17 protein-coding genes are annotated in these 19,824 nt (G+C 70.5%); 9 read left to right on the top strand and 8 right to left on the bottom strand.

Going from position 1 to position 19,824, the window contains the following annotated elements; translation table 11 throughout:
- The first annotated feature begins 139 nt into the window (after positions 1–139).
- Positions 140–703 (top strand): GNAT family N-acetyltransferase, encoded by a 564-nt coding sequence (locus DS843_RS14190; protein WP_149469535.1) that lies wholly within the window; start codon positions 140–142, stop codon positions 701–703.
- On the opposite strand, the gene DS843_RS14195 is transcribed toward DS843_RS14190, so the two are convergent.
- The 3 genes from DS843_RS14195 to DS843_RS14205 all read right to left on the bottom strand — a co-directional run bounded on the left by DS843_RS14195 (position 700) and on the right by DS843_RS14205 (position 4,477).
- Entirely contained in the window at positions 700–2,583 is a 1,884-nt protein-coding gene (locus tag DS843_RS14195) for a response regulator (RefSeq protein WP_149469536.1), read from the bottom strand. The genes DS843_RS14190 and DS843_RS14195 overlap by 4 nt on opposite strands.
- An 85-nt stretch (positions 2,584–2,668) precedes the next feature.
- Positions 2,669–3,151, bottom strand: a complete 483-nt coding sequence (locus DS843_RS14200; RefSeq protein WP_149469537.1) for an MmcB family DNA repair protein — start codon at positions 3,149–3,151, stop codon at positions 2,669–2,671.
- A gap of 138 nt (positions 3,152–3,289) precedes the next feature.
- Positions 3,290–4,477, bottom strand: a complete 1,188-nt coding sequence (locus DS843_RS14205) for a sensor histidine kinase (protein ID WP_286192091.1) — start codon at positions 4,475–4,477, stop codon at positions 3,290–3,292.
- A gap of 296 nt (positions 4,478–4,773) precedes the next feature.
- Between DS843_RS14205 and DS843_RS14210 the strand changes: the two genes are divergently transcribed.
- From DS843_RS14210 to DS843_RS14225, 4 genes are all read left to right on the top strand, one after another.
- Positions 4,774–6,210: an ATP-binding response regulator gene (locus DS843_RS14210; protein ID WP_149469538.1), complete on the top strand. Its 1,437-nt coding sequence runs from the start codon at positions 4,774–4,776 to the stop codon at positions 6,208–6,210.
- Positions 6,211–6,442: 232 nt separating this feature from the next.
- A complete protein-coding gene (locus DS843_RS14215; RefSeq protein WP_286192092.1) occupies positions 6,443–8,683 on the top strand; it encodes a CHASE domain-containing sensor histidine kinase in 2,241 nt (746 codons plus the stop codon).
- Between the two features lie 595 nt (positions 8,684–9,278).
- A complete protein-coding gene (locus DS843_RS14220) occupies positions 9,279–10,733 on the top strand; it encodes a bifunctional enoyl-CoA hydratase/phosphate acetyltransferase (RefSeq protein ID WP_167525305.1) in 1,455 nt (484 codons plus the stop codon).
- A 14-nt stretch (positions 10,734–10,747) separates the two neighbouring features.
- Positions 10,748–11,956, top strand: a complete 1,209-nt coding sequence (locus tag DS843_RS14225) for an acetate/propionate family kinase (RefSeq protein ID WP_149469539.1) — start codon at positions 10,748–10,750, stop codon at positions 11,954–11,956.
- Between the two features lie 98 nt (positions 11,957–12,054).
- Here the strand turns inward: DS843_RS14225 and DS843_RS14230 are convergent, their stop codons facing one another.
- Positions 12,055–12,411 (bottom strand): hypothetical protein, encoded by a 357-nt coding sequence (locus tag DS843_RS14230; protein WP_149469540.1) that lies wholly within the window; start codon positions 12,409–12,411, stop codon positions 12,055–12,057.
- A gap of 436 nt (positions 12,412–12,847) precedes the next feature.
- Between DS843_RS14230 and DS843_RS14235 the strand changes: the two genes are divergently transcribed.
- Entirely contained in the window at positions 12,848–13,288 is a 441-nt protein-coding gene (locus DS843_RS14235) for a CBS domain-containing protein (RefSeq protein WP_149469541.1), read from the top strand.
- Between the two features lie 51 nt (positions 13,289–13,339).
- On the opposite strand, the gene DS843_RS14240 is transcribed toward DS843_RS14235, so the two are convergent.
- A complete protein-coding gene (locus tag DS843_RS14240; RefSeq protein ID WP_149469542.1) occupies positions 13,340–14,617 on the bottom strand; it encodes a hypothetical protein in 1,278 nt (425 codons plus the stop codon).
- A 178-nt stretch (positions 14,618–14,795) separates the two neighbouring features.
- Here DS843_RS14240 and DS843_RS14245 point away from each other — a divergent pair, with 178 nt between their 5' ends.
- Complete coding sequence (locus DS843_RS14245; RefSeq protein ID WP_149469543.1) at positions 14,796–15,953, top strand: DUF3095 family protein; 1,158 nt, start codon at positions 14,796–14,798, stop codon at positions 15,951–15,953.
- Here DS843_RS14245 and DS843_RS14250 read toward each other — a convergent pair.
- Positions 15,947–16,396, bottom strand: a complete 450-nt coding sequence (locus tag DS843_RS14250) for a YccF domain-containing protein (protein ID WP_149469544.1) — start codon at positions 16,394–16,396, stop codon at positions 15,947–15,949. The two genes, DS843_RS14245 and DS843_RS14250, sit on opposite strands and share 7 nt — an antisense overlap.
- A 232-nt stretch (positions 16,397–16,628) precedes the next feature.
- On the opposite strand from DS843_RS14250, the gene DS843_RS14255 reads away from it, so the two are divergent.
- A complete protein-coding gene (locus DS843_RS14255; protein WP_149469545.1) occupies positions 16,629–17,189 on the top strand; it encodes a hypothetical protein in 561 nt (186 codons plus the stop codon).
- A gap of 222 nt (positions 17,190–17,411) precedes the next feature.
- Entirely contained in the window at positions 17,412–18,263 is an 852-nt protein-coding gene (locus DS843_RS14260) for an alpha/beta fold hydrolase (RefSeq protein ID WP_149469546.1), read from the top strand.
- Positions 18,264–18,309: 46 nt separating this feature from the next.
- Here the strand turns inward: DS843_RS14260 and DS843_RS14265 are convergent, their stop codons facing one another.
- Positions 18,310–19,011, bottom strand: a complete 702-nt coding sequence (locus DS843_RS14265) for a LuxR C-terminal-related transcriptional regulator (protein ID WP_286192093.1) — start codon at positions 19,009–19,011, stop codon at positions 18,310–18,312.
- A 217-nt stretch (positions 19,012–19,228) separates the two neighbouring features.
- Positions 19,229–19,765: a LuxR C-terminal-related transcriptional regulator gene (locus tag DS843_RS14270; RefSeq protein WP_286192094.1), complete on the bottom strand. Its 537-nt coding sequence runs from the start codon at positions 19,763–19,765 to the stop codon at positions 19,229–19,231.
- Positions 19,766–19,824 lie beyond the last annotated feature (59 nt).

Below are 19,824 nucleotides of genomic sequence, written 5' to 3' on the forward strand. Positions count from 1 at the left end.
TGCCCTAAAAGCCCTGATGCGAACAGCGTGTTCCAGTTCTGTACATATCGGCTGGGTGGCACGGTTGCGACAGCAAAATGCGTGCGGCAGGATGGCGGCCCTGACCATTCGTTCCTTCATCCATCGGATTCACCCGGCCATGACCAGCGCACCGACCATCCGCGACGCCCGCGTCGAGGACATTCCCGCCTTCCAGCGGATCTACGAGCACCATGTCCTGCACGGCGTCGGCACCTTCGAGGAGGAGCCGCCCGACGCGGCGGAGCTGGAGGCGCGCTTCCGTGCCATCACCGGCGCCGGCCTGCCCTGGCTGGTGGCGGAGCGCGACGGCGTGGTCCTGGGCTACGCCTATGGCAGCGCCTACCATGTCCGCTCCGCCTACCGCTTCACCATCCAGGACTCCGTCTACATCGCGGAGGAGGCGCGCGGACAGGGCCTCGGGCGCCTGCTGCTGCAGGCGCTGATCGACCGCTGCACGGCCCAGGGCTACCGCCAGATGGTGGCGCTGGTCGGCGGGACGGAGAACGCCGGCTCCATCGGGCTGCACAGCGCGCTCGGCTTCCGCACCTGCGGCGTGGTGGAGGCCGTGGGGCTGAAGTTCGGGCGCTGGCTGGACGTGGTCATGATGCAGAAGGATCTGGGCGCGGGCCGGACGGACATTCCCACGGGCAGGGGGCCAAGTCAGCCGGTGGCCGTGCGCTAACCGTCGCTCCACCGGTCCAGCGCCGCAAGCGCCGGGGGGAAGGCGGCGTCCAGCGCGTGGAGCAGGGCGTCGGGATCGCCCTCGCCGGTTTCCAGGGCGTGTTCCAGAGACCGCGCGGCGCCGCGCAGCGCCGCGCAGCCGTAAATGCCGGCCACCCCGGCGATCTTGTGGGCCATCGCCCCGACGGTGGCCCGGTCCCCGGCGTTCCAGGCCTGCTCCAGAGCGGCGTGGTAGCCGCGCAGCGTGACGAGGGTGTTGGCCACCAGGGTCGCCACCCGCTCCGCCGGAAGATGCTCGCGCATCTGGCGGATCGCGTCCTCGTCGAACACCGGCAGGCCGGGGTCCCGGTCCGGCGGGGAAGGGGTTTCTTCCTTGGAGGGTGCGGCGTCGGAACCGGCGGACAGGCGGTCCAGAACGGCGGCGAGCGCGGACAGGTGCAGCGGCTTCTCCAGCACGGCGTCGGCCCCCGCCGCGCGGCAGCGCTCCGCCGCGCCGGGCACGGCGGAGGCGGTCAGCGCGACGATGCGCGGCCCGGCCGTGCCGGTTCCGGCGCCATCGGGAAGGGCGCGGATGCGGCGGGTCGCCTCGATCCCGTCCATCACCGGCATCTGCATGTCCATCAGGACGAGGTCGTAGCGGTCCCGCTCCACCGCCGCCAGGGCGGCCTGCCCGTCGCCCACCACCGTCACGTCATGCCCGGCGCGGCGCAGCAGGGCGGCGGCGGTCATCTGGCTGACCGGTTCGTCCTCCGCCAGGAGGATGCGCAGCGGCGGCCTTCCGGACGGTGCGCCGGACTGGGCCGGTTCGGCGGCTTCCGGCTCGGTCGGGGCCGGTCCGGGCCGATGCGCCAGCCGGCTGTAGGTCCGGACGGCGCCGAGCCCGACCGCGAAGACCGCCAGACCGGTGACCAGCCCGACACCGGCGGGTGCGGCGGCGGCCAGTTCCGCGCCGGCCCCGCGGAAGGCCGGGGCGCCCTCCGCGTGCAGCCGGTCGCGCAACGCCAGCGCGCCGCGGCTGGTCTGATGGGCGAGGTTTGTGGCGGTGCCGCGCAGCAGCGTGGCGATTCCCGCCGCCTTGGCGGCCAGCGCCCCCTGTTCCCGCCGCAGGTCGAAGATGTTCCGCCGGTCCATCCCCAGAGCCACGAGCCGCCACGCGGCGTCGGCGCGGCGCGGGCTGGCGGGGTCGATGGGCAGGGCGTCCAGCGCGTCGAACAGCGCCGCGGCGGCCTTGCGGAAATCGTCCTGCGCCGTGGTGGCGTCGGCCGGCGCCGTTCCGGCGGCGAGCAGCCGGAGGGTCACCGCCTGCCGCGAACCGTCGATCCGGCGCAGCAGGTCGCCGTCCGGCGTCCGCGCGTGGGGGAGGGCGAGCGCCGCCGCCAGCGCCTCGCTTCGGCCCGTCACCTGTTCGGTCAGCTCCTGAAGGCTGTGCTCCACGGCCAGACGGCGTTCCACCGTGGTGTCCAGCTCGTCGGCCTCCGCGCGGATGGTCATCGCGGCGAACCGCAGCTCCGCGCGCTGGTCCGGCGGCAGGCTTTCCAGCATCGCACCAAGCTGCTGAGCCCGCTGGCGCAGGGCGTTGTGCGCGGCGAGCCGGCGTTGGGCGGTGCCGGCGGATTCCAGTTCCGCCGCGTTGGAGGACAGACCGGCGGCCAGTTCCGCGACGCGCATCAGATCGAACGCCTCGTCCAGGCTGCGGGCGGCCCGACCGCGGGCGCGGGCGTCCATTTCCGCCAGGGCCAGCCATGCGGAACCGCCCACCCCGGCCCCGGTCAGCAGCGCGGCCAGGGCCAGCGCGCCGATCCACGGACCGCCGATTCCTGCGGCCCGGCCCTGCGTCCGATTCCCCGTTCCGGTGGTTGGTCCGGCATCCTGCGCGTGCACGTTTGCTCGCCCGTTCCCGTTCATGGCGGAACTTACACCGCCTTGTCGGCGCTTTGCCATGGGGCTTCGGTTGTGCGCCGGGCGTTCAGACCGGAGAGGTGTCCTGGGTCCAGGACGGGTCCTCGATCCGGTGCAGCCGCGCGGCTCCGGTCAGGGCGGCGCGCAGGGTCAGCGCCTTGCGGCGCGCCGGGGCCAGCCGGTGTTCCGGAGCCTCGCGCAGGATTTCCGCGCCGTAGGCGTCGGCCACCATCAGCCCGCAATCGCCGGGAATCAGCTCCGCCGGGAAGGCGTCGTCCACGGCGAAGTAGAAGGCGTCGCACCAGTCGCGGTACTCCGGCCATTTCTGGTCGGACCGGAAATCGGCGGCGCAGCTCTTCACCTCGACGATCACGACGGTGCCGGCGCCGTCCATCGCCAGGACATCGGCGCGCCGCCCGCTGGCCAGCCGGAACTCCGCCATGGTGACGAAGCCGCGCGCGGCCAGCGCCCGGCGCACCCCGCGGAAGATGGGGGCGGCGCCGCTTGCGGGAATCGGCGGCTCGCCGCCGTGCAACAGGATATCGGCCATATCTCGATGGAAGGGTCTCGCTGGAAGGCGCTTGATGGAAGGCGCTTGATGGAACGCTTCGGGAACGAAGGCAGCACCATGACCCGGCGTCGCCGCTTTTCCAAGCAACTTCTGCCGGATCGCCGCCACGCGAAAGAGTCAGGCGTGGGACGCGGCATGCGGCAGGCTGCGCCGCGGCGGGAACATCAGGATGGCCGTGGTGCCGGCGCCGGGCTCGCTGTAGAGGTCCAGCCGGCCACCGTGCATCTCCATCAGCCGCTTCACGACGGGCAGGCCGATGCCCGCTCCGTTGGCGCCCCGCGGGACGGTCATGTCGGCGCTGCCGAAGGGCTCCATGACGCGCGCCAACTCGTCCTCGCCGATGCCGGCGCCGGTGTCGGCGACCATCAGCCCGATGCCGCCGTCCGGCATGGGGCTGGCCGACAGCATCACCTGCCCGCCCGACGGTGTGAACGTCACCGCGTTGGACAGCAGGTTGGCCAGCATCCGCTGAAGCGCGCGGGCGTCGCCGTAGAGAAGGGGCAGGTCGCCGGACAGATCCTCCCCGATGTCGACGCCGCGGGCCGCGGCCTTGTCGCCGACCTGGGCCAGCGCCTGACGGGCGGCGTCGGCCACGTTGATGGCCTCCTCCTGCATCTCGGTCCGCGCGGTCTCGCTCTGCGACAGATCGAGGATGCCGTCGATCAGCGCGAGGAGGTGCGCCCCGCTGGCGTGGATGTCCGCGGCGTAGCTGCGGTAGCGGGGGGAGCCGAGCGGGCCGAAGGTCTCCGCCAGCAGCACTTCGGAGAAGCCGAGCACCGCGTTCAGCGGGGTGCGCAGCTCATGGCTCATATGCGCCAGGAACTCCGCCTTCGCCCGGTGGGCGCGGTCCGATTCCGGAACGGCGGGGACTTCGGGGCCAAGCTCCACGAGGCTGACGCAGGCGGCGGGCGCCGCGACTCCGGCGTCGAAGGGGGTCGCGGCGATTCTCCAGCGCGCGCCGCCGGGGGCGGTGACCACGCGGCGCACCGCCCGCTTCTCCGCTAGGCAATCGGCCAAAACGGCGAACAGCCCCGCCGCCTCGCCGTCCTGGAGATCGTCCGCGCGCAGCCGGCGCCCGGCGAGGGGATGCCCGAACAGCCGCTCCGCCGCGCGGTTGGCCGTCAGCCATTCGAAATCGTCGAGAGCGCCGCCCTGATCGTGAACCGCGGCCAGCACGCCCATGCCGTCGTCCAGGGCCGCCACCGCCGCGCCGGCCAGCCTATCCCAGGACAAGGACGCGCAATGATCCGCGCCAGCCGGCGTTGCCGCCTCCGGTTGTCGGTCGCGGAAAGTGTTGTCGGTCACGGCATCCATTGGTGGCATATTCGAAGGGTTCGACTGAACATGCAACCGACAAATTGCGACAATTCATCGTCTATTGTGTGGTCGAGGGGTGAATTCATCGCCTTTTCTTGACTTTTATATAAAAATGCGCGGAACTGTTCGGGCGTCCAACGGCATCGGACCGGGCGTGCCGGCTCACGCTGCGGGTGGTCGGACGAACGGCGGGCTTGATCCTGGGCGCCGGTTCCGTAGCCTGTCCGTGCGGGGCCGGTTCCGGTCACCGCGGACACCATGCATGCTTTGGGGGATGTCGGCCCGTGACGAGCGAGGGAGCCTTTCCGCAAGACGCAGGACGGCGCGGCGCGGTCCTGGTCTTCGACGCCGACGACCGTCTGTCCGCCTGGAACGCGGAGGCGGAGGCGCTGCCCGGCGCCGACCTCCTGCTGGCCCGCGGCGCCCTGCCGGAAACGCTGGCCCCCCTGTTCCGCAGCCTGCCGCCCGGCCACACCGTCACCGATTGGCCGTTGAGCGGCGGCGGCTTCGTCCGGCGCACCGCCGAGAGCGGGTCCGCAGGGGCCGCCGACCTGTCGGGCCGCCTGTTCGCCGCGGCCAGCCACGACCTGCGGCAGCCGCTGGCCGCCCTGTCCCTGCTGCTGGGGGCGCTGGAAGGGCGGTTGGACGGTGCGGCGGGTGGCGGGGGGCGGAACGTGCCGGGGCGGGGAAGCGCCCTGAACGACCCGGCGGCGCGCGACCTGCTGAACGCCATGGGCAACGCGGTGCAGTCGCTGCGCGGCATGGTGGACGGGCATTTCGACCTCGTGCGGCTGGAAGCCGGTCTGGTGCGGCCGGACCTCGGCGCGCCCGTGGTCAACGGCATCCTGACGCGGGTGGCGCTGGACGCCGCCCCGCGCTTCGACGGGCGGGGGCTGCGCTTCTCGGTGCTGCCCTGCTCGGTGCGGGTCGCCACCGACCCCTCGCTTCTGGAGCGCATCCTCCAGGGCTTCGTCGCCAACACCCTGCGCCACACGGAGCGGGGCCGGGTCGTGCTCGGCTGCCGGCGCCAGGGTCCCGACCTGCGGATCGAGCTGTGGTCCACCGGGCGCGGCCTGCTGCCCGAGCAGTTGCGCACCCTGCGGGGAGAGTTCCAGCGTCCGGACGGGTCCGGCGACCCCTCGGTGATCGACCTCGGGCTGCGGCTCGCCTGCGGGCTGGCGCGCCGGCTGGGCCACCGGCTGGAGGTGGACTCCGCGCCGGGCCGCGGCTCCATGCTGGCCGTGCTGGTGCCGCGCGCGGCGGACGGCGGGGAGACGTTGGAACCGGCCGGGCCGCCGGTCCCCGCGGAGGCCGGCGCCGATAGCGAGGACGTCAGCCGCGCCCGCGTGCTGGTCGTCGAGGACGACCCGATGGTGCTGGAGGCGCTGAGCGCGCTGCTCGGCCAATGGGGATGCGCGGTGATCGCCGCGGACTCCGTGGACGCCGCGCTGGAGCGGCTGGGTCCCGGCCCGCAGGCCCCCGACCTCGTCATCTCCGACCTGCGGCTGAAGGGGGCGGCGAACGGGATCGTCGCCATCCGCCAGATCGGCAAGGCGCTGGACGCCACGCTGCCCGGCCTGATCCTGACCGGCGACACCGACCCCATGCGCCTGCGGGAAGCGCGGCTGTCCGGCTATCCGCTGCTGCACAAGCCGGTGTCTCCCATGGCCCTGCGGGGGGCCGTGGCGCGGTTGCTCGGCCGTGAGCGGCTGAAGACTTGATACTGTTTCGACTCGATGGCAACGCCGTGTCTTGGCTGCGCTTACTGTATTGCAGGATTGACATCGAAAGCGGGATGCAATCCAGTCGCAATTGACAATCAATAGTCGGCGATGCCGGTATGCTCGCCGGGGTGGACTATCCATTTGGGAGGATGAGGGCTTTTCCATTATCGACGTTTCGGGCCGCTTGCTATAGTCGGGCGATCTGACGATTCCGGTGGGAACGGACGGGATGGCGCTGTTGGACAGAAGGAGGCGGGGGTCGCTTGCGGTGCCGGTGCTGGTCGCCGCGGGCCTGCTGGTGACGTTCGGCGCCTTCATTCAGATGCTGTCGGCCAACCGGGAGGTGGAGCGCACGCGGCACGAGCGGCAGTTCGCCCAGTTCCACGACGCCCTGGCGGAGCGGATCGACAGCCAGACGCTGCTTCTGCGCACGCTGCGGGCGGCCTTCTCGGACCAGCTTCCGGTCGTCCGCAACGGTTTCGCGGCGGCGGTCCGGCCCATGATGCCGCTTTATCCCGGCCTCTGGTCGGTGGCCTGGGTGCGGCGTGTCCCGCCGGCGGAGGTCCCGGCGCTGGAGGCGGAGATGCGGGCCGCCGGGCGCATCGACTTCGCCGTCCATGATGCGGACGAGGCGCCCGGCAGTGCCTCCGGCGCGCCGCCCGGCGTCTCGCGGGGGGACCTGTTCGTCAACACGCTGATGGAGCCGGAGCGGGGCGACGCCTTCGGGCAGGGCGTCAACATCCTCTCGCTGCCCCACCGGGCGGAGGTGCTGGCGCGGGCCTGCGCGTCCGGCGACGTGGCGGCGACGGAGACCCTGCCGCCGCCGCCGCGCTGGGAGAGCGGGCACAGCATCGGCCTGTACCTTCCCGTCTACCGCCGTCCCGTGGACGGGTTGGACGGGCCGGGCCGCTGCGCGGAGGTCTCCGGCTACGTCGCCTCGGTCTTCGGGATCGGGCGCCTCATGGAGGAGGCGGGCAATCGCGTGACCGGGCTGCACGGGACCATCCATCTTCTGGACGGACCGGCGGGGGGCGGCGGCCGGATTCTGGCCTCCCGCGACGTCGCCGCCGGCTCCGCGGCGCGGGAGGGGGCTCCGTTCACCGACGTCCGCAAGGACGGGGAAACGGTGCTGGAGCGCGATCTGGTGATCGGCGGGCGGCGCTGGACCCTGGTGGCCGCGGTTCCGCCCGAACCGCGGCTGGCCCCGGCGGATTACTCGGCCTGGATCGTTCTGGTGATGGGTCTCCTGCTGACCGGCGCCCTGGCCGGCTATGTCCAGCGGGAGTCGCAGGCCAAGCGCCTTCTGGTGACCGAGGCCCGCGCCCGTGCCGCGATGGCCCGCGCGCTGCGCGAGAGCGAGGAGCGGTTCCGCATGGCGCTGCGCCATTCGCGGGTCGCCGTCTTCAGCCTGGACCGCAATCTCCGCTACATGTGGATGTACAACCCGCAGACCGCGCGGGCGGCGGAAACCTACATCGGGCGCACCAACGCCGATCTCCACGCGCCGGACGACGCGGCGCGGCTGGATGCGGTGAAGCGGAGCGTGCTGGCGACCGGCACCGGCGCCCGGCAGGAGGTCCGAATCGGGGCGGGGGCCGGCGCGGAACAGGTCTTCGACCTGATCGTCGAGCCGCTGAGGGACGAGGCCGGGCTGGTGTCCGGCGTAATCTGCGCCGCCATCGACATATCCGAGGGGGCGCGCATCCGCGAGGCGCTGGCCGAGGCCCATGGCGAGGCGGAGCGGGCCAACCGGGCGAAGTCGCGCTTCCTCGCCGCGGCCAGCCACGACCTGCGCCAGCCCTTCCAGGCGATGAGCCTGTTCCACCACATCCTGACCGCCCGCCTGTCCGACGACAAGCAGCTCGAAGTGGCCGGGAAGCTGGGGGAGGCGATCGCCGCAGGCAACACGCTGCTGAACACGCTGCTCGACACCTCCGCGCTGGAGGCCGGCAACGTCAAGCCGCGCCCCGTCGTCTTCCCCCTGCAGGACGTCACCGACCGGCTGACCCGCGAGTTCGCGGAGCAGGCGGCCAGCAAGGGCATGACCCTGCGCATGGTGCCGACCTCGGCCTGGGTGCTCAGCGATCCGGTGCTGCTGGAGCGCATGGTGCGCAACCTGCTGGTCAACGCGCTGCGCTACGCCGGGAGCGGGACCATCCTGCTGGGTTGCCGGCACCGCGACGGGCATGTGCTGGTCGAGGTGTGGGACACCGGGCCGGGCATTCCCGCCGACCAGCTCAAGCTGATCTTCGACGATTTCTACCGTTGCGGAACCGACCAGCCGGACGGCGGGCGCGGGTTGGGCCTGGGGCTGTCCATCGTCCGGCGAACCGCGCAGATCCTGGGCCATCAGGTCGATGTCCGGTCGTGCCTGGGCAAGGGCACCGTCTTCTCCATCGCCGTGGCGATGCTCGGCGACCGTCACAACCCGGTGCCCGAGGAACCCGCCCCGTCGGTGGCGAGCGCCTGATCCTCCGCGGGACTTCGCCATGGGACTTCGCCATGCGTGCGGCGGGCCTGTGCACTGCGAAATCGGATGGGTTGGCGGACATCCTCCCCGATTTTTCACGACACGGTCAGCGATGCGTCCGTTCTTGGGACGCGGCGCGCAAGGACTTGCCATGCTGCGCCTGCTCAGTGATACAATCCTGCGCGGGCGGGTTGTGTTGCCGAAAAGCAGACAAAAACCCTCTCAAAGCCGCTTGACATAGGTCATGGGGCGAGGGCTTGGGCCGTCGTAAGACCATGGCCGAACGGAACTTCCGCCGGCTGGGAAAGACGGGCGGCGCGGGGTGCGGCGGGACGGCAGGACCGGCGGTGGCGGGGGGTGCGACATTGTTGCACCGCAACGGAACCGCGAAACAGCCGACCCTGTCACATCTCCTTCATGGGGTCGCGCTATTCAGGGCACCCCGAACCGGCCCTTGGCGGGCGGCCCCTCCCGGGCCGGCCGATCCGAGGGTCCAACAAAAAGGCCGCGGACGACAGGGCGATCCGCAGGCCGGGAGGATTCGGCCCGGGCATCACGCGATTCCGAGCCGCTATCCGATTGAGGAGCTTCTCCAATGGACCGTGTTACAGCGCCCGCCACCCCCGACTTCGGCAAGAACGGCTCATCCGCCATGATCGAGAACGTCACCTTCGAGGAAATCCAGATCGGCCAGCAGGCGAGCCTGTCGCGGCGGCTGACCATGTCCGACATCGAGCTGTTCGCCACCGTGTCGGGCGACATCAATCCGGCGCATCTCGACGAGGAGTATGCGGCGGACAGCCAGTTCCACAAGGTGATCGGCCACGGCATGTGGTCGGGATCGCTGATCTCCGCCGTTCTGGGCACGCTGCTGCCGGGGCCGGGCACGATCTACATCGGGCAGGACCTGCGCTTCAAGCGCCCGGTGGGCCTGGGCGACGTCATCACCGTGACGGTCATCGCCAAGGAGAAGCACGCCGAGAAGAACATCGTCGTCTTCGATTGCATCGCGCGCAACCAGGACGGCAAGGAGGTCGTCTCCGGCCTCGCCGAGGTGATCGCCCCGACCAGAAAGGTCCGCCGCGCCGCGCACGAACTGCCGCAGGTCCAGGTCATCCGCCACGATGGCCATGACGAGCTGCTGGGCAAGACCGAATCGCTGCCGCCGGTGCCGACCGCCGTCGTCCATCCCTGCGACGAAAGCTCGCTGAAGGGCGCGGTCGAGGCCGCCGAGGCCAACCTGATCGATCCGGTGCTGATCGGCCCGGCCTCCAAGATCCAGTCGGTCGCCGAGGCCCACGGGCTGGACATCGGCCGCTACCGCATCGTGGACGTGCCGCACTCCCACGCCTCCGCCGAGACCGGCGTCCGGCTGGCCCGCTCCGGCGAGTGCGAGGCGGTGATGAAGGGCAGCCTGCACACCGACGAACTGATGGCCGAGGTCGTCCGCAAGGAAACCGGCCTGCGCACGGGCCGCCGCCTCAGCCACGTCTTCGTGATGAACGTGCCGACCTACCCGCGCACGCTGCTGATCACCGACGCGGCGATCAACATCTACCCGACGCTGGAAGACAAGGTGGACATCGTCCAGAACGCCATCGACCTCGCCAAGGTCCTGGGCGTGGAGACTCCGCGCGTCGCCATCCTGTCGGCGGTGGAGACGGTGAACCCGAAGATCGCCTCGACGCTGGAAGCCGCGGCGCTGTGCAAGATGGCCGACCGCGGCCAGATCAAGGGCGGCATCCTGGACGGCCCGCTGGCCTTCGACAACGCCATCAGCCTGGAGGCGGCCCGCACCAAGGGCATCGTGTCCGAGGTCGCCGGTCAGGCCGACATCCTGCTCGTTCCCGATCTGGAAGCCGGCAACATGCTGGCCAAGCAGCTTTCCTTCCTGGCGAATTCCGACGCCGCCGGCATCGTTCTGGGCGCGCGGGTTCCGATCATCCTGACCAGCCGCGCCGACAACGTGCGCACCCGTCTGGCGTCCTGCGCCGTGGCCGTCCTGGCCGCCGCCGCCCGCCGCCGGGGCGCCGCCGCCGCGGCCGAGTGAGAGGGGCGCCCGTCATGAGCAGCCAGAACGCGGGTGGCGGCGACGCCATCCTGGTCATCAACGCCGGTTCCTCCAGCCTGAAATTCTCGGTCTTCCGGGAGACGGGCGCGGGGACCGTGCAGGCGGCGATCAACGGCCAGATCTCCGGCATCGGCACCGAGCCGAAGTTCGAGGCCAAGGACGCCGCCAAGCGCCCGCTCGCCGAGCGGGCCTGGACGGCGGGCGAGCCGTCCGACCGTACGGCCCTGCTGGCCTTCCTGCTCGGCTGGATCGAGGAGCGGCTGGAGGGGGCGAAGCTGCTGGCCGCCGGCCACCGTGTCGTCCACGGCGGCACCCGCCACGCCGCCCCGGTCCTGCTGACCCCGGCGGTGATGGAGGAGCTGGAGGGTTTCATCCCCCTGGCCCCGCTGCACCAGCCGCACAACCTCGCCGCCATCCGCGCGCTGGCCGAGGCGCACCCGGAGCTGCCGCAGGTCGCCTGCTTCGACACCGCCTTCCACCGCGGCCAGCCCTGGCAGGCGCAGATGTTCGCCATCCCGCGGGAACTGACGGACGAGGGCATCCGCCGTTACGGCTTCCACGGCCTGTCCTACGAGTACATCGCCCGCCGCCTGCCGGAGCTGGCTCCGGATCTGGCGGACGGGCGGGTGGTCGTCGCCCATCTGGGCAGCGGCGCCAGCATGTGCGCCATCCACGCCGGGCGCAGCGTGGACAGCACCATGGGCTTCACGGCGCTGGACGGGCTGCCCATGGGCACCCGCTGCGGCAACATCGATCCCGGCGTGCTGATCTACCTGATGCGCCAGAAGGGCATGGGCGCCGACGCCATCGAGAAGATGCTCTACAACAAGTCGGGCCTTCTCGGCGTGTCGGGCGTGTCCAACGACATGCGCGCCCTGCTGGACAGCGCCGATCCCCACGCCCGGGAGGCGGTGGAGCTGTTCTGCTTCCGCATCGCCAAGGAGACGGGGGCGCTCGCCGCCTCCATGGGCGGCATCGACGCGCTGGTCTTCACCGCCGGCATCGGCGAACGCTCCGTCCCGGTGCGGGCGCGGGTGGCCGACAAGCTGGCCTGGCTGGGCGTGGTGCTGGACCCGGAGGCCAACGAGGCCAACGGCCCGCTGATCTCCGCCCCAAGCAGCCGCATCCCCGTCTACGTCATCCCGACCGACGAGGAGCAGATGATCGCCCTGCACACCCGCAAGACGCTGGAAGCCGCCTGATACGGCACAGCACATCCCTGCAATGAGGAAGGCCCGCCGTTTCCCTACGGCGGGCCTTCTTTCCATTCGGGGTGTTCGTATTCGGAGTTCGCCGGAGCTTACAGCCCCTTCCAGAGCTTCAGATAATCGATCAACTTGCGCTCGTAGAAGGGCGAGGGGTGGTGGTAGCGGGCGACGAGGCCGACCTGTTCGTCCATCTTCACGACGATTCCGCGGCAGGCGAAGTCCAAGGCTTCCTCGCCAAGCTGGAAGACGATGCGGAAGTCGAACTGCTGCTTCGCGATCAGGTCCCCATCATACGGGCGGATGCGGAAGGAACCGAGGACGAACTCCTCCGGCAGATACTCGTGCCGGTCGATCCGGATGGTCGGGGGATCGGAAGGGCGTTCCTTGGCGGGTGGCGCAGCGGCTGCGGTGGATTTGCCTCGTCCGCTCAATTTCGACAACCACGACATGGCGGCCCAGGCCCCTTCCAGACGACATCGTGACAGAACTGCAATTATCCGGAGTTTCGGACCTATTTCCTTTATTAATGGTTAAGGGGTCTTCGCCGAAGGCGAGGGTGTGCTTTCTCATGCCAGAACCGCCGCTTTCAGGCAATGGCGGGCGGTTTTGTCGCATGTCGCGCCATCATGGCAACCATGACGTTGTTTCGCGGCGGCTTTGCTCGTCGTGTGGCGGGAAAATGACTACCTTTTTCAACACTTGATGATTAAGCTTTTTGGACAGTCTTCGCCTGTTCCGGCACTTCGCGTGCGCGGCATTTTCTTCGCAATTGCAAACACTCGGTGCGAGGAACCGCGAACTGGTGGCGAAACGCGGAGCGGCGGCCCGGGCAGGACCATGGCCGCCGCGACCCTTCAGAACGTTCGCATTCGGAGGAGGAAAGCCATGACGCATCGCAACATCGGAGAGCTTCTGAACCGCCGTCGTGTCGTCAGCCTTCCGGCGGGGGCGACGGTGCGGGACGCCGCAAGGCAGATGAAGGCCGCCCATGTGGCGTCGGTCGTGGTCACCGCCTCCATCGACGAACAGATCGAGGGCATCTTCACCGAACGCGACCTGACCGACCGCGTGGTGGCCGACGGACTGGACCCGGACCACACCCCGTTGTCGGAGGTGATGACCCCGTGCCCGATCACCGCGGGTCCCGACACCACGGTGGGCGAGGCGCTGCGCCGGATGACCGACAACGGCCTGCGTCACCTGCCCGTCGTGCGCGATGGCCATGTCGTCGGCGTCATCTCCATGCGCGATTTCATGGGCGAGGAACTGACGCTGATCGAACACGAACGGGAGCTGAAGGACAGCCTGACCGAAGTGATGATGTGATGGAGCCGAGCCCCTCTTCCCCGGATCGGGAGAGGGGTTTTCTCCGCTTCTTCAGCCAAGCTTCTTGAGGGCGGTCTCGACCTTGTCGATCTTGGCCTCGGCCTTGGCCAGGGCGGCGTGCGATTCCTTCAGCCCGTCCAGGAACTGCTTCGCCTCGGCGAGAAGCGGGCCGAAATCGGGGTCCTTCTCGGTGACCATGGCGGGGAAGGACTTGCGGGTGCCGGTGATCTCGTTGGCGGCGGCCAGGATTTCCTTCTTCGCCTGGGCGGCCTGCTGGCGCACCTGGGTGATGTAGAAGGTGGCCGTCTTGATCGAGGCCGCCCGTTTGTCGTCCTCCGTCGCGTCGGTGGCGACCATCTGTTCCTGCTGGGCGCGGTCGGCCTGTCCGCCGACGTCGCGGGCGACGCTGTCGTAGAGGGTGTCGGCGTCGCGCGCCCGCTTGGCCAGCTTGCGGCAGCTCGCCAGATAGGTGGCGCGCAGGTCCACCGCGCCCTTCAGCGCTTGGGCGGCCTCCTTGACGGTGCCGGCGGCCTCGGCGGCGGCCTCGGCGGTTTCGTCCTTCAACTGGTCCAGCTTCATGACGATGGCGTCGGCGCGGTCGAAGGCGCCCTGGGCCGGGTCGCGCCCGCCATGCTGCTTGGGGTCGAGCTTCATCTTGGCGACCGCGGCCTTGGCCTGCGAGAACAGCTTCGCGGCCTGGGCGGCGGTGCCTGCGACCTTCTTGGCCTGGGCGTCCACCGTCTTGGCGGCGGCCTGCACGGCGGCGGCCTGGGCCTTGGCCTCCTTGGCGTTGCCGGTCCCCTGGGCCTCCAGAACCTTGCGCAAAGCGAGGTCGGCGGCGGCGGCGGCCTGATCCAGCAGCTTGATGTCGGCGTTGGTGGTCTTCAGCAGCCCGTCGATCTGCACCGCGGCCTTGTCGGCGAGGGCGCGGGCGGCCTTGCCCTGCTCCTCAACGGCCTTGGCCTTCTCCGCCTCGGCGTCCTCGCGCATCTCGGCGATGCGTTCGTTGACGGCCACGCCGGCGCGGCGCCCGATGTCGTCCAGCGCCTGCCCCAGCTTCTTCAGCTCCGCCGCGATGGCCGCCGCCCCTTCGGCCTTGGCCGACTTCTCCAACGTCGTCTGGTAGGAGGTCGCGCTCTTCACATAGTCGAGCAGAGCCTTCTCCAAAGCCTTGGCGTCGCTCTTGGTCAAGGCGGCGTCGAGCGCCTTGGTCACGTCGTCCAGCCCGGACTTGTGGAAGACGCCCATGAACTTGGCGCTCGGCTTCTTCTTGCCGGTGGCGGTTTCGAAGGCCGTCTTGGCGGATTTCCAGTCGCTTGCGAATCCCATGCCGCTTCCTCCCCAGATTGGACCGCGGCACGATGAAACGGACGGACCGGGCCGACAACGCGGGATGGGTCCATTGCGGATGGGTTCCGGGGCGATTCACAAGGTGCCTGCCGGGGCGTAGACTGGCGCCGTCCATCCCGAAACTCTCCCCCGAAACCCTCTCGACGCGAGGAAGGCGATGCGCCTGCCGTCCATCCGCGATTTCACCGCCGAAGCCGCAGACCCCACCCATTACGCGGCGCTGGAGGGGGACTGGTCGCTGGCCGTCGCCGACGTGGTGGCGAGCACCCGGCTGGCGTCGGAAGGGCGCCACCGCGACGTGAACTTCGTGGCCGCCGCGGTGGTCGCCGTGCTGTCGGAAGCGGTGCGGGAGCCGCCGGAGCCTGCGGCCTGCCAGTTCGGCGGCGACGGCGCCATCGCCGCCGTTCCGCCGTTCCGCCGGGCCGCCGCGGAGGAGGCTCTGGCGGCGCTCGCCCATTGGGCCGGAACGGAGATGGACGTGCCGCTGCGGGTCGGGCTGGTGCCCGTGCGGGCGCTGCTGGACGAGGGGCTGGAGGTGCTGGTCGCCTTGCAGGATTTCGGCAACGGCGACGCCTTCGGCCTGTTCCTGGGCCGTGGGGTGGCCGCCGCGGACGCCTGGGTGAAGGCCGATCCGCGCTGGCGGCTGGAGCCGCGGCCCGGCCCGCTGACGGGGCTGGAGAGCGTGTCCTGCCGCTGGAACCCGGTGGACAGCGGGCGCGGCGTGATCCTGTGCGTGATCGTGGACCCGCTCCCCGGCGGAGCCCTGGAGCTGGAGGTGCTGGCCCGCGTCCAGGCGGACATCGAGCGGATCGTGCCCACCGCGGCGGCGGCGCCGCTCGGCATGGGGGAGCGGCTGGCGGTGCACTGGCCGCCCTCCTGGCGGTCGCTGTGGCTGGAGGCGCGGACGCGCCCGCGCGGGCGGCGGCTGGCCTGCGCCCTGTCGGCGCTGGGCAAGTCGGCGCTGCTCGCGGTGATGCTGCGTGGCGGCTGGCGGACGGCGGGCTTCGATCCGGACCGTTACCGCCGCGGCATGGCCGAACGGTCGGACTTCCGGAAATCGGCGGGCGGGCCGCGCTTCGTCCTGGACGTGACGGAGGGCGAGGCCGCCGCCATCGAGGCCATGCTGGCCGCCCACGCGGAGGCCGGGCGCATCCGCTACGGCACGGCGCGGGCGGGGGCATCCACCGTGACCTGCCTCGTCGGCGACCTCGCCGCCGACCGGCATGTCCATTTCGTGGATGGGGCGGACCTCGGCTTCTGGCGCGCGTCTGTCATGCTGAAGAGGATGGCGGAGCGGGACCGGCCCGCTCAGTAGGTCCCGCGGCCCAGCAGGCGGCGGCGCGATTCCACCTCGTCCACCGTCACGATCTCGGTGCCGACCGGCCACAGGGCCAGCAGCGCCAGCTTCAGATGCGCCCAGGCGAAGGGCAGGCCGATGATGGTGATGGCCAGGCCGACCGCGGCCACCAGATGGCCGAGCGCCAGCCACCAGCCGGCCAGCACGAACCACAGGATGTTGCCCAGCGTGCCCAGCAGGCCGGTCCCGATGTCCTCGCGGCCACGGAACTCATCCCGGCGGACGGCGGTTTGTCCAAAGGGCAACAGAGTGTACCAGGCGATCGTGAACGCCGACCGCGCCCACGGAATGCCGACGATGGTGACGACCATCAGAACGGCCGCGAGGAGCCATCCCGCGGCCATCCAGATGCCGCCGGTCACCACCCACAGGATGTTGAGAAGAAGGCTGAGGAAGGGCATCGGGTGTTTCTCCTTTTGCCCGCACATGTGGGGATGGCGGGCGGCTTCGCCCAGAGGAGGGAGCGGCGAAAGTGGCGCATCGAAAGATTCACCCCCTCCCGGCTTCCGGCGGCTTGAAGGCCCGCCGGACGAGTCACAGATCGGAAGAGGGGCCTTTGAGAAAAAAGCGGTTCCGAAAGGAGCCGGGGTCCGCGCCGCACGCCATCCAGGGTATCACCGGATCGGAGGCCGCATGAACGAGGTCCAGAACCACGAAGAGACCACCGACGCCGCCGTCATGGGCGACGAAGCCGAGAACATGGCGCCCGTGGTCACCGCCATCCTTGGCACCGCCATCGCCGCCGCCGCAAAACGCGCCGGTTCCGCGGACGTCACCCATGGGGTGATCGCGGGCTTGCGCCTTTTGCGCTCCGCGGCGGAGGCCGAGGCGGGCTACACCATGGGCGCGGCCATCGACACGGCCATCCGCACGCGTCTGCTGGTGGAGAACCTGTCGGCCCTGCGCACCACCGGGTCCGCTCCGGTTCCGGTGCCGCTGCCCGAACCGGGGCCGGGGGTGGCCATCGCGTCGGCCATCTTCGTCAGCGCGGCGGAATCCTGCCTGACCGTGAACGCCCATGCGGAGGACAACGGCCCGCTGGAACTGGCGGTCTTCGCCTTCTCCACGCAGCTCATCCAGCAACTCGGCGGGACGCCGGACTGGCGGGACCTGATGCGGGAACTGCATCGCCCGACCGAGCCGCGCGACGACCGCCCCGTCGAAGCACTCCCGGACGGCAACACAATTCACTGATGGGCCACTGATGGAGCCCTCGATCGGCACGGGTTCCGCCGGGAGTGGCGGAACTGTGCAACAATTGGGGTAAAAACCTGCGATTTTCAGGCTTTCCGGCCACCGTTCGCGCCATTTCGGGCCTTTTTATGGTACGGGACAGCCCGCAGGCCCTCCGTTACGCTCCCTGCCAATCGGCGGAGGCGATCTCCGCGACGAGTTCGGGAATCGGGGAGCGGAGCCTTGACCATACACAGCAGCGCCGGGCGGCCCGCGGGAGCCGCGTTCGGCATCGCGCCGTCGTCGGTGGGCGAGGCGGCGGGCGAAGCGGCGACCGCACGCGGCGGCTCGTCCTGGGATGGCGCATCGCGGGATGTCGGGCGGGATATCGGGCGGGAATCCGGACCGGGCTGCATCGTCGCCGGCGATCCCACGGGGCGGCGCATCATCCTGGTCCACGCGAGTTCCGGAGAGACCCGGGCCTGGACCCGCCTTCTGCGCGCCGTCCCGGCGGGGCAGGAGTGGGTGGCCGTGCCGCGGCCCGATCCGGGGCCGATGACCGGGGCCACCCGCCTGCGCGGCGGCGACCCCGGCGTTCCGGCGGCGGCGCTGCGCCCGCTGCTGGCGCTGAGGCGGGCGCGCAAACCGCTGCTGGTGGGCTGCGGCTGCGGCGTGCCGGTGGTGCTGCGCGCCGCGCTGGATTTCCCGGAGCTGGTCGGGGGGCTTCTGCTGATCGACCCGATGGCGGAGGACGGGGCCAGGCCGGGCATGTTCCGCCGCATCGCCGCCCGCATCCTGCCGCCGGTCGTCCGCGACCGCGCGGCGGAACTCCGGTCCATGGCGCCCGGCCTCGACGCGATCCGTGTTCCGGTCACGCTGGTGCAGGGAAAGGACGAGCCGGACGGTGGGCCGGACAGCGGTGGCCCGGACGGCGGGGGGCCGGGCGCGTCCTTCCTGGAACAGCGGCTGACCGGCTGCCGAACCCTGACCGTGGTGACCGTCCCGGGCCAGCAGGTTCTGCCCGCCAAGCACGAATCGGCCATCCGCGGCGCCTTGGCCGCGCTTGTCGCCTCGGTGGAGCGGGGAGGGGCCTGAGGGAGGGGTCTGAGGGAAGGGAAGAGGAGGCCGAGCGGGCGCCCGGCTACAGCCCGTTCGCGGTGATCGCCGCCTGGGTGCGGTTGCGGACGCCGAGCTGGCGCAGGATCGCCGTGACGTGCACCTTCACCGTGCCTTCGGTCAGGCCCAGCTCGTGCGCGATCTGCTTGTTGGACTTGCCGTCGCGCAGGCGGGTCAGCACGTCGCGCTGGCGCGGGGTCAACTGGTCGCCCGCCCCGTCGGCCAGATGACCCAGCGGATCGGCGTTCCCGGCCCCATGGCCGGTGCCATGGCCTGCGGGTGGCGCGCCGTCGGTCATCCGGTCGCCGCGGATGGCCTGCTCCGGCAGGTAGACGCCTCCGGCCAGAACGAGCTGGAGGGCGCCCATCAGAACCTTCGCGCTGCTCGACTTCGGGATGAAGCCGGCGGCGCCGTTCTCCAGCGCGGCCAGAAGGTCCGACCGTTTCTCCGACCCCGACACCACGACCAGAAGCGCCTTGGGGAGCCGCTGGTGAATCTCGCCGAGCAGCGAGAACCCGCTCCAGCCCGGCATCCCCAGGTCCAGCAGGATCAGGTCGAAGGCGATGGTCCCGTCGCACAGGCGGCGGACGTCGTCGAAATTTCCGGCCTCGTGGAACACCATCGTTTCGTCCGACTGGGCAAGCAGCCGCCGCAGCCCGTCGCGGAACAGCAGGTGATCGTCGGCAAGCAGGACGTTCAGGGTCGGCTTTTCCGCGCTGGATTCCATGGTGCTCATCGTGTCGGGGCTGCGATCCAACCAAATTCGGAGCGTATTGCCGAAATAGCCATCATCATTTCGGGGCGGAAGAGCGCCTTTGGTCCTATGGCACACCACTTATGGCGTGCCGCCTCCGGAAATCCGGTCCGAACGGCAGGACGCCGGCCGCGGGATGGCGCGGCCGGCGTCCTGGATGCCGGGGGGAAGCAAAACCTGTGACGGACGGTCAGACCACGCCGGCGCTGACCCCGGTGGCCTCCGCCGGCTGGTCGCCGATGCCGTTGTTCAGCGCCCAGATGGCCGCCTGGGTGCGGTTGGAGGCGTTGATCTTGCGCAGCAGGCTCTTCAGATGGACCTTCACCGTGGCCTCCGTGATGTGGAGGTGGTTGGCGATCATCTTGTTGGAGTTGCCGTTCAGCAGGCAGCGCAGGATCTGGATCTCGCGCTGGGACAGGCCCTTGCGGCGGGCCGGAACCTCGGTCGCCAGCTCCTCGCTGCGGCCGTTGATCAGCAGCTCGGCCAGATGGGTGGGGAACACCTTCTCGCCCATCATCACCAGCTTCAGCGACTGCATCAGCGCTTCGCAGGCGATGTCCTTCATCAGATAGCCGTGGGCGCCGGCGCCGAGCGCGCCCGACAGGCGGCGGGTGCACAGGTCGGTGGTCAGGATGACGACGCGGATGCCCGGATGGTTGGTACGCCTCCGGTGAGGGCCGCCTTGGCAAAATAGGGTCGGACGTCTGAGTTTTGCGTGGCGCGTCATCGCGCGGACGCAAACGAGTTGCAAACGTCATGGCTTATCAGCGGGTCGAGGTTCTGACG

It is taken from the genome of Roseomonas genomospecies 6, from assembly GCF_008365375.1.
GTDB lineage: Bacteria > Pseudomonadota > Alphaproteobacteria > Azospirillales > Azospirillaceae > Azospirillum.

Excerpts from the sequence above, each read along its gene's own strand:
- DS843_RS14190 (WP_149469535.1), top strand. The coding sequence starts at position 140 with ATGACCAGCGCACCGACCATCCGCGACGCCCGCGTCGAGGACATTCCC.
- DS843_RS14200 (WP_149469537.1), bottom strand. The coding sequence starts at position 3,151 with ATGGCCGATATCCTGTTGCACGGCGGCGAGCCGCCGATTCCCGCAAGC.
- DS843_RS14215 (WP_286192092.1), top strand. The coding sequence starts at position 6,443 with ATGGCGCTGTTGGACAGAAGGAGGCGGGGGTCGCTTGCGGTGCCGGTG.
- DS843_RS14220 (WP_167525305.1), top strand. The coding sequence starts at position 9,279 with ATGGACCGTGTTACAGCGCCCGCCACCCCCGACTTCGGCAAGAACGGC.
- DS843_RS14225 (WP_149469539.1), top strand. The coding sequence starts at position 10,748 with ATGAGCAGCCAGAACGCGGGTGGCGGCGACGCCATCCTGGTCATCAAC.
- DS843_RS14230 (WP_149469540.1), bottom strand. The coding sequence starts at position 12,411 with ATGTCGTGGTTGTCGAAATTGAGCGGACGAGGCAAATCCACCGCAGCC.
- DS843_RS14235 (WP_149469541.1), top strand. The coding sequence starts at position 12,848 with ATGACGCATCGCAACATCGGAGAGCTTCTGAACCGCCGTCGTGTCGTC.
- DS843_RS14240 (WP_149469542.1), bottom strand. The coding sequence starts at position 14,617 with ATGGGATTCGCAAGCGACTGGAAATCCGCCAAGACGGCCTTCGAAACC.
- DS843_RS14245 (WP_149469543.1), top strand. The coding sequence starts at position 14,796 with ATGCGCCTGCCGTCCATCCGCGATTTCACCGCCGAAGCCGCAGACCCC.
- DS843_RS14250 (WP_149469544.1), bottom strand. The coding sequence starts at position 16,396 with ATGCCCTTCCTCAGCCTTCTTCTCAACATCCTGTGGGTGGTGACCGGC.
- DS843_RS14255 (WP_149469545.1), top strand. The coding sequence starts at position 16,629 with ATGAACGAGGTCCAGAACCACGAAGAGACCACCGACGCCGCCGTCATG.
- DS843_RS14265 (WP_286192093.1), bottom strand. The coding sequence starts at position 19,011 with ATGGAATCCAGCGCGGAAAAGCCGACCCTGAACGTCCTGCTTGCCGAC.
- DS843_RS14270 (WP_286192094.1), bottom strand. The coding sequence starts at position 19,765 with ATGACGCGCCACGCAAAACTCAGACGTCCGACCCTATTTTGCCAAGGC.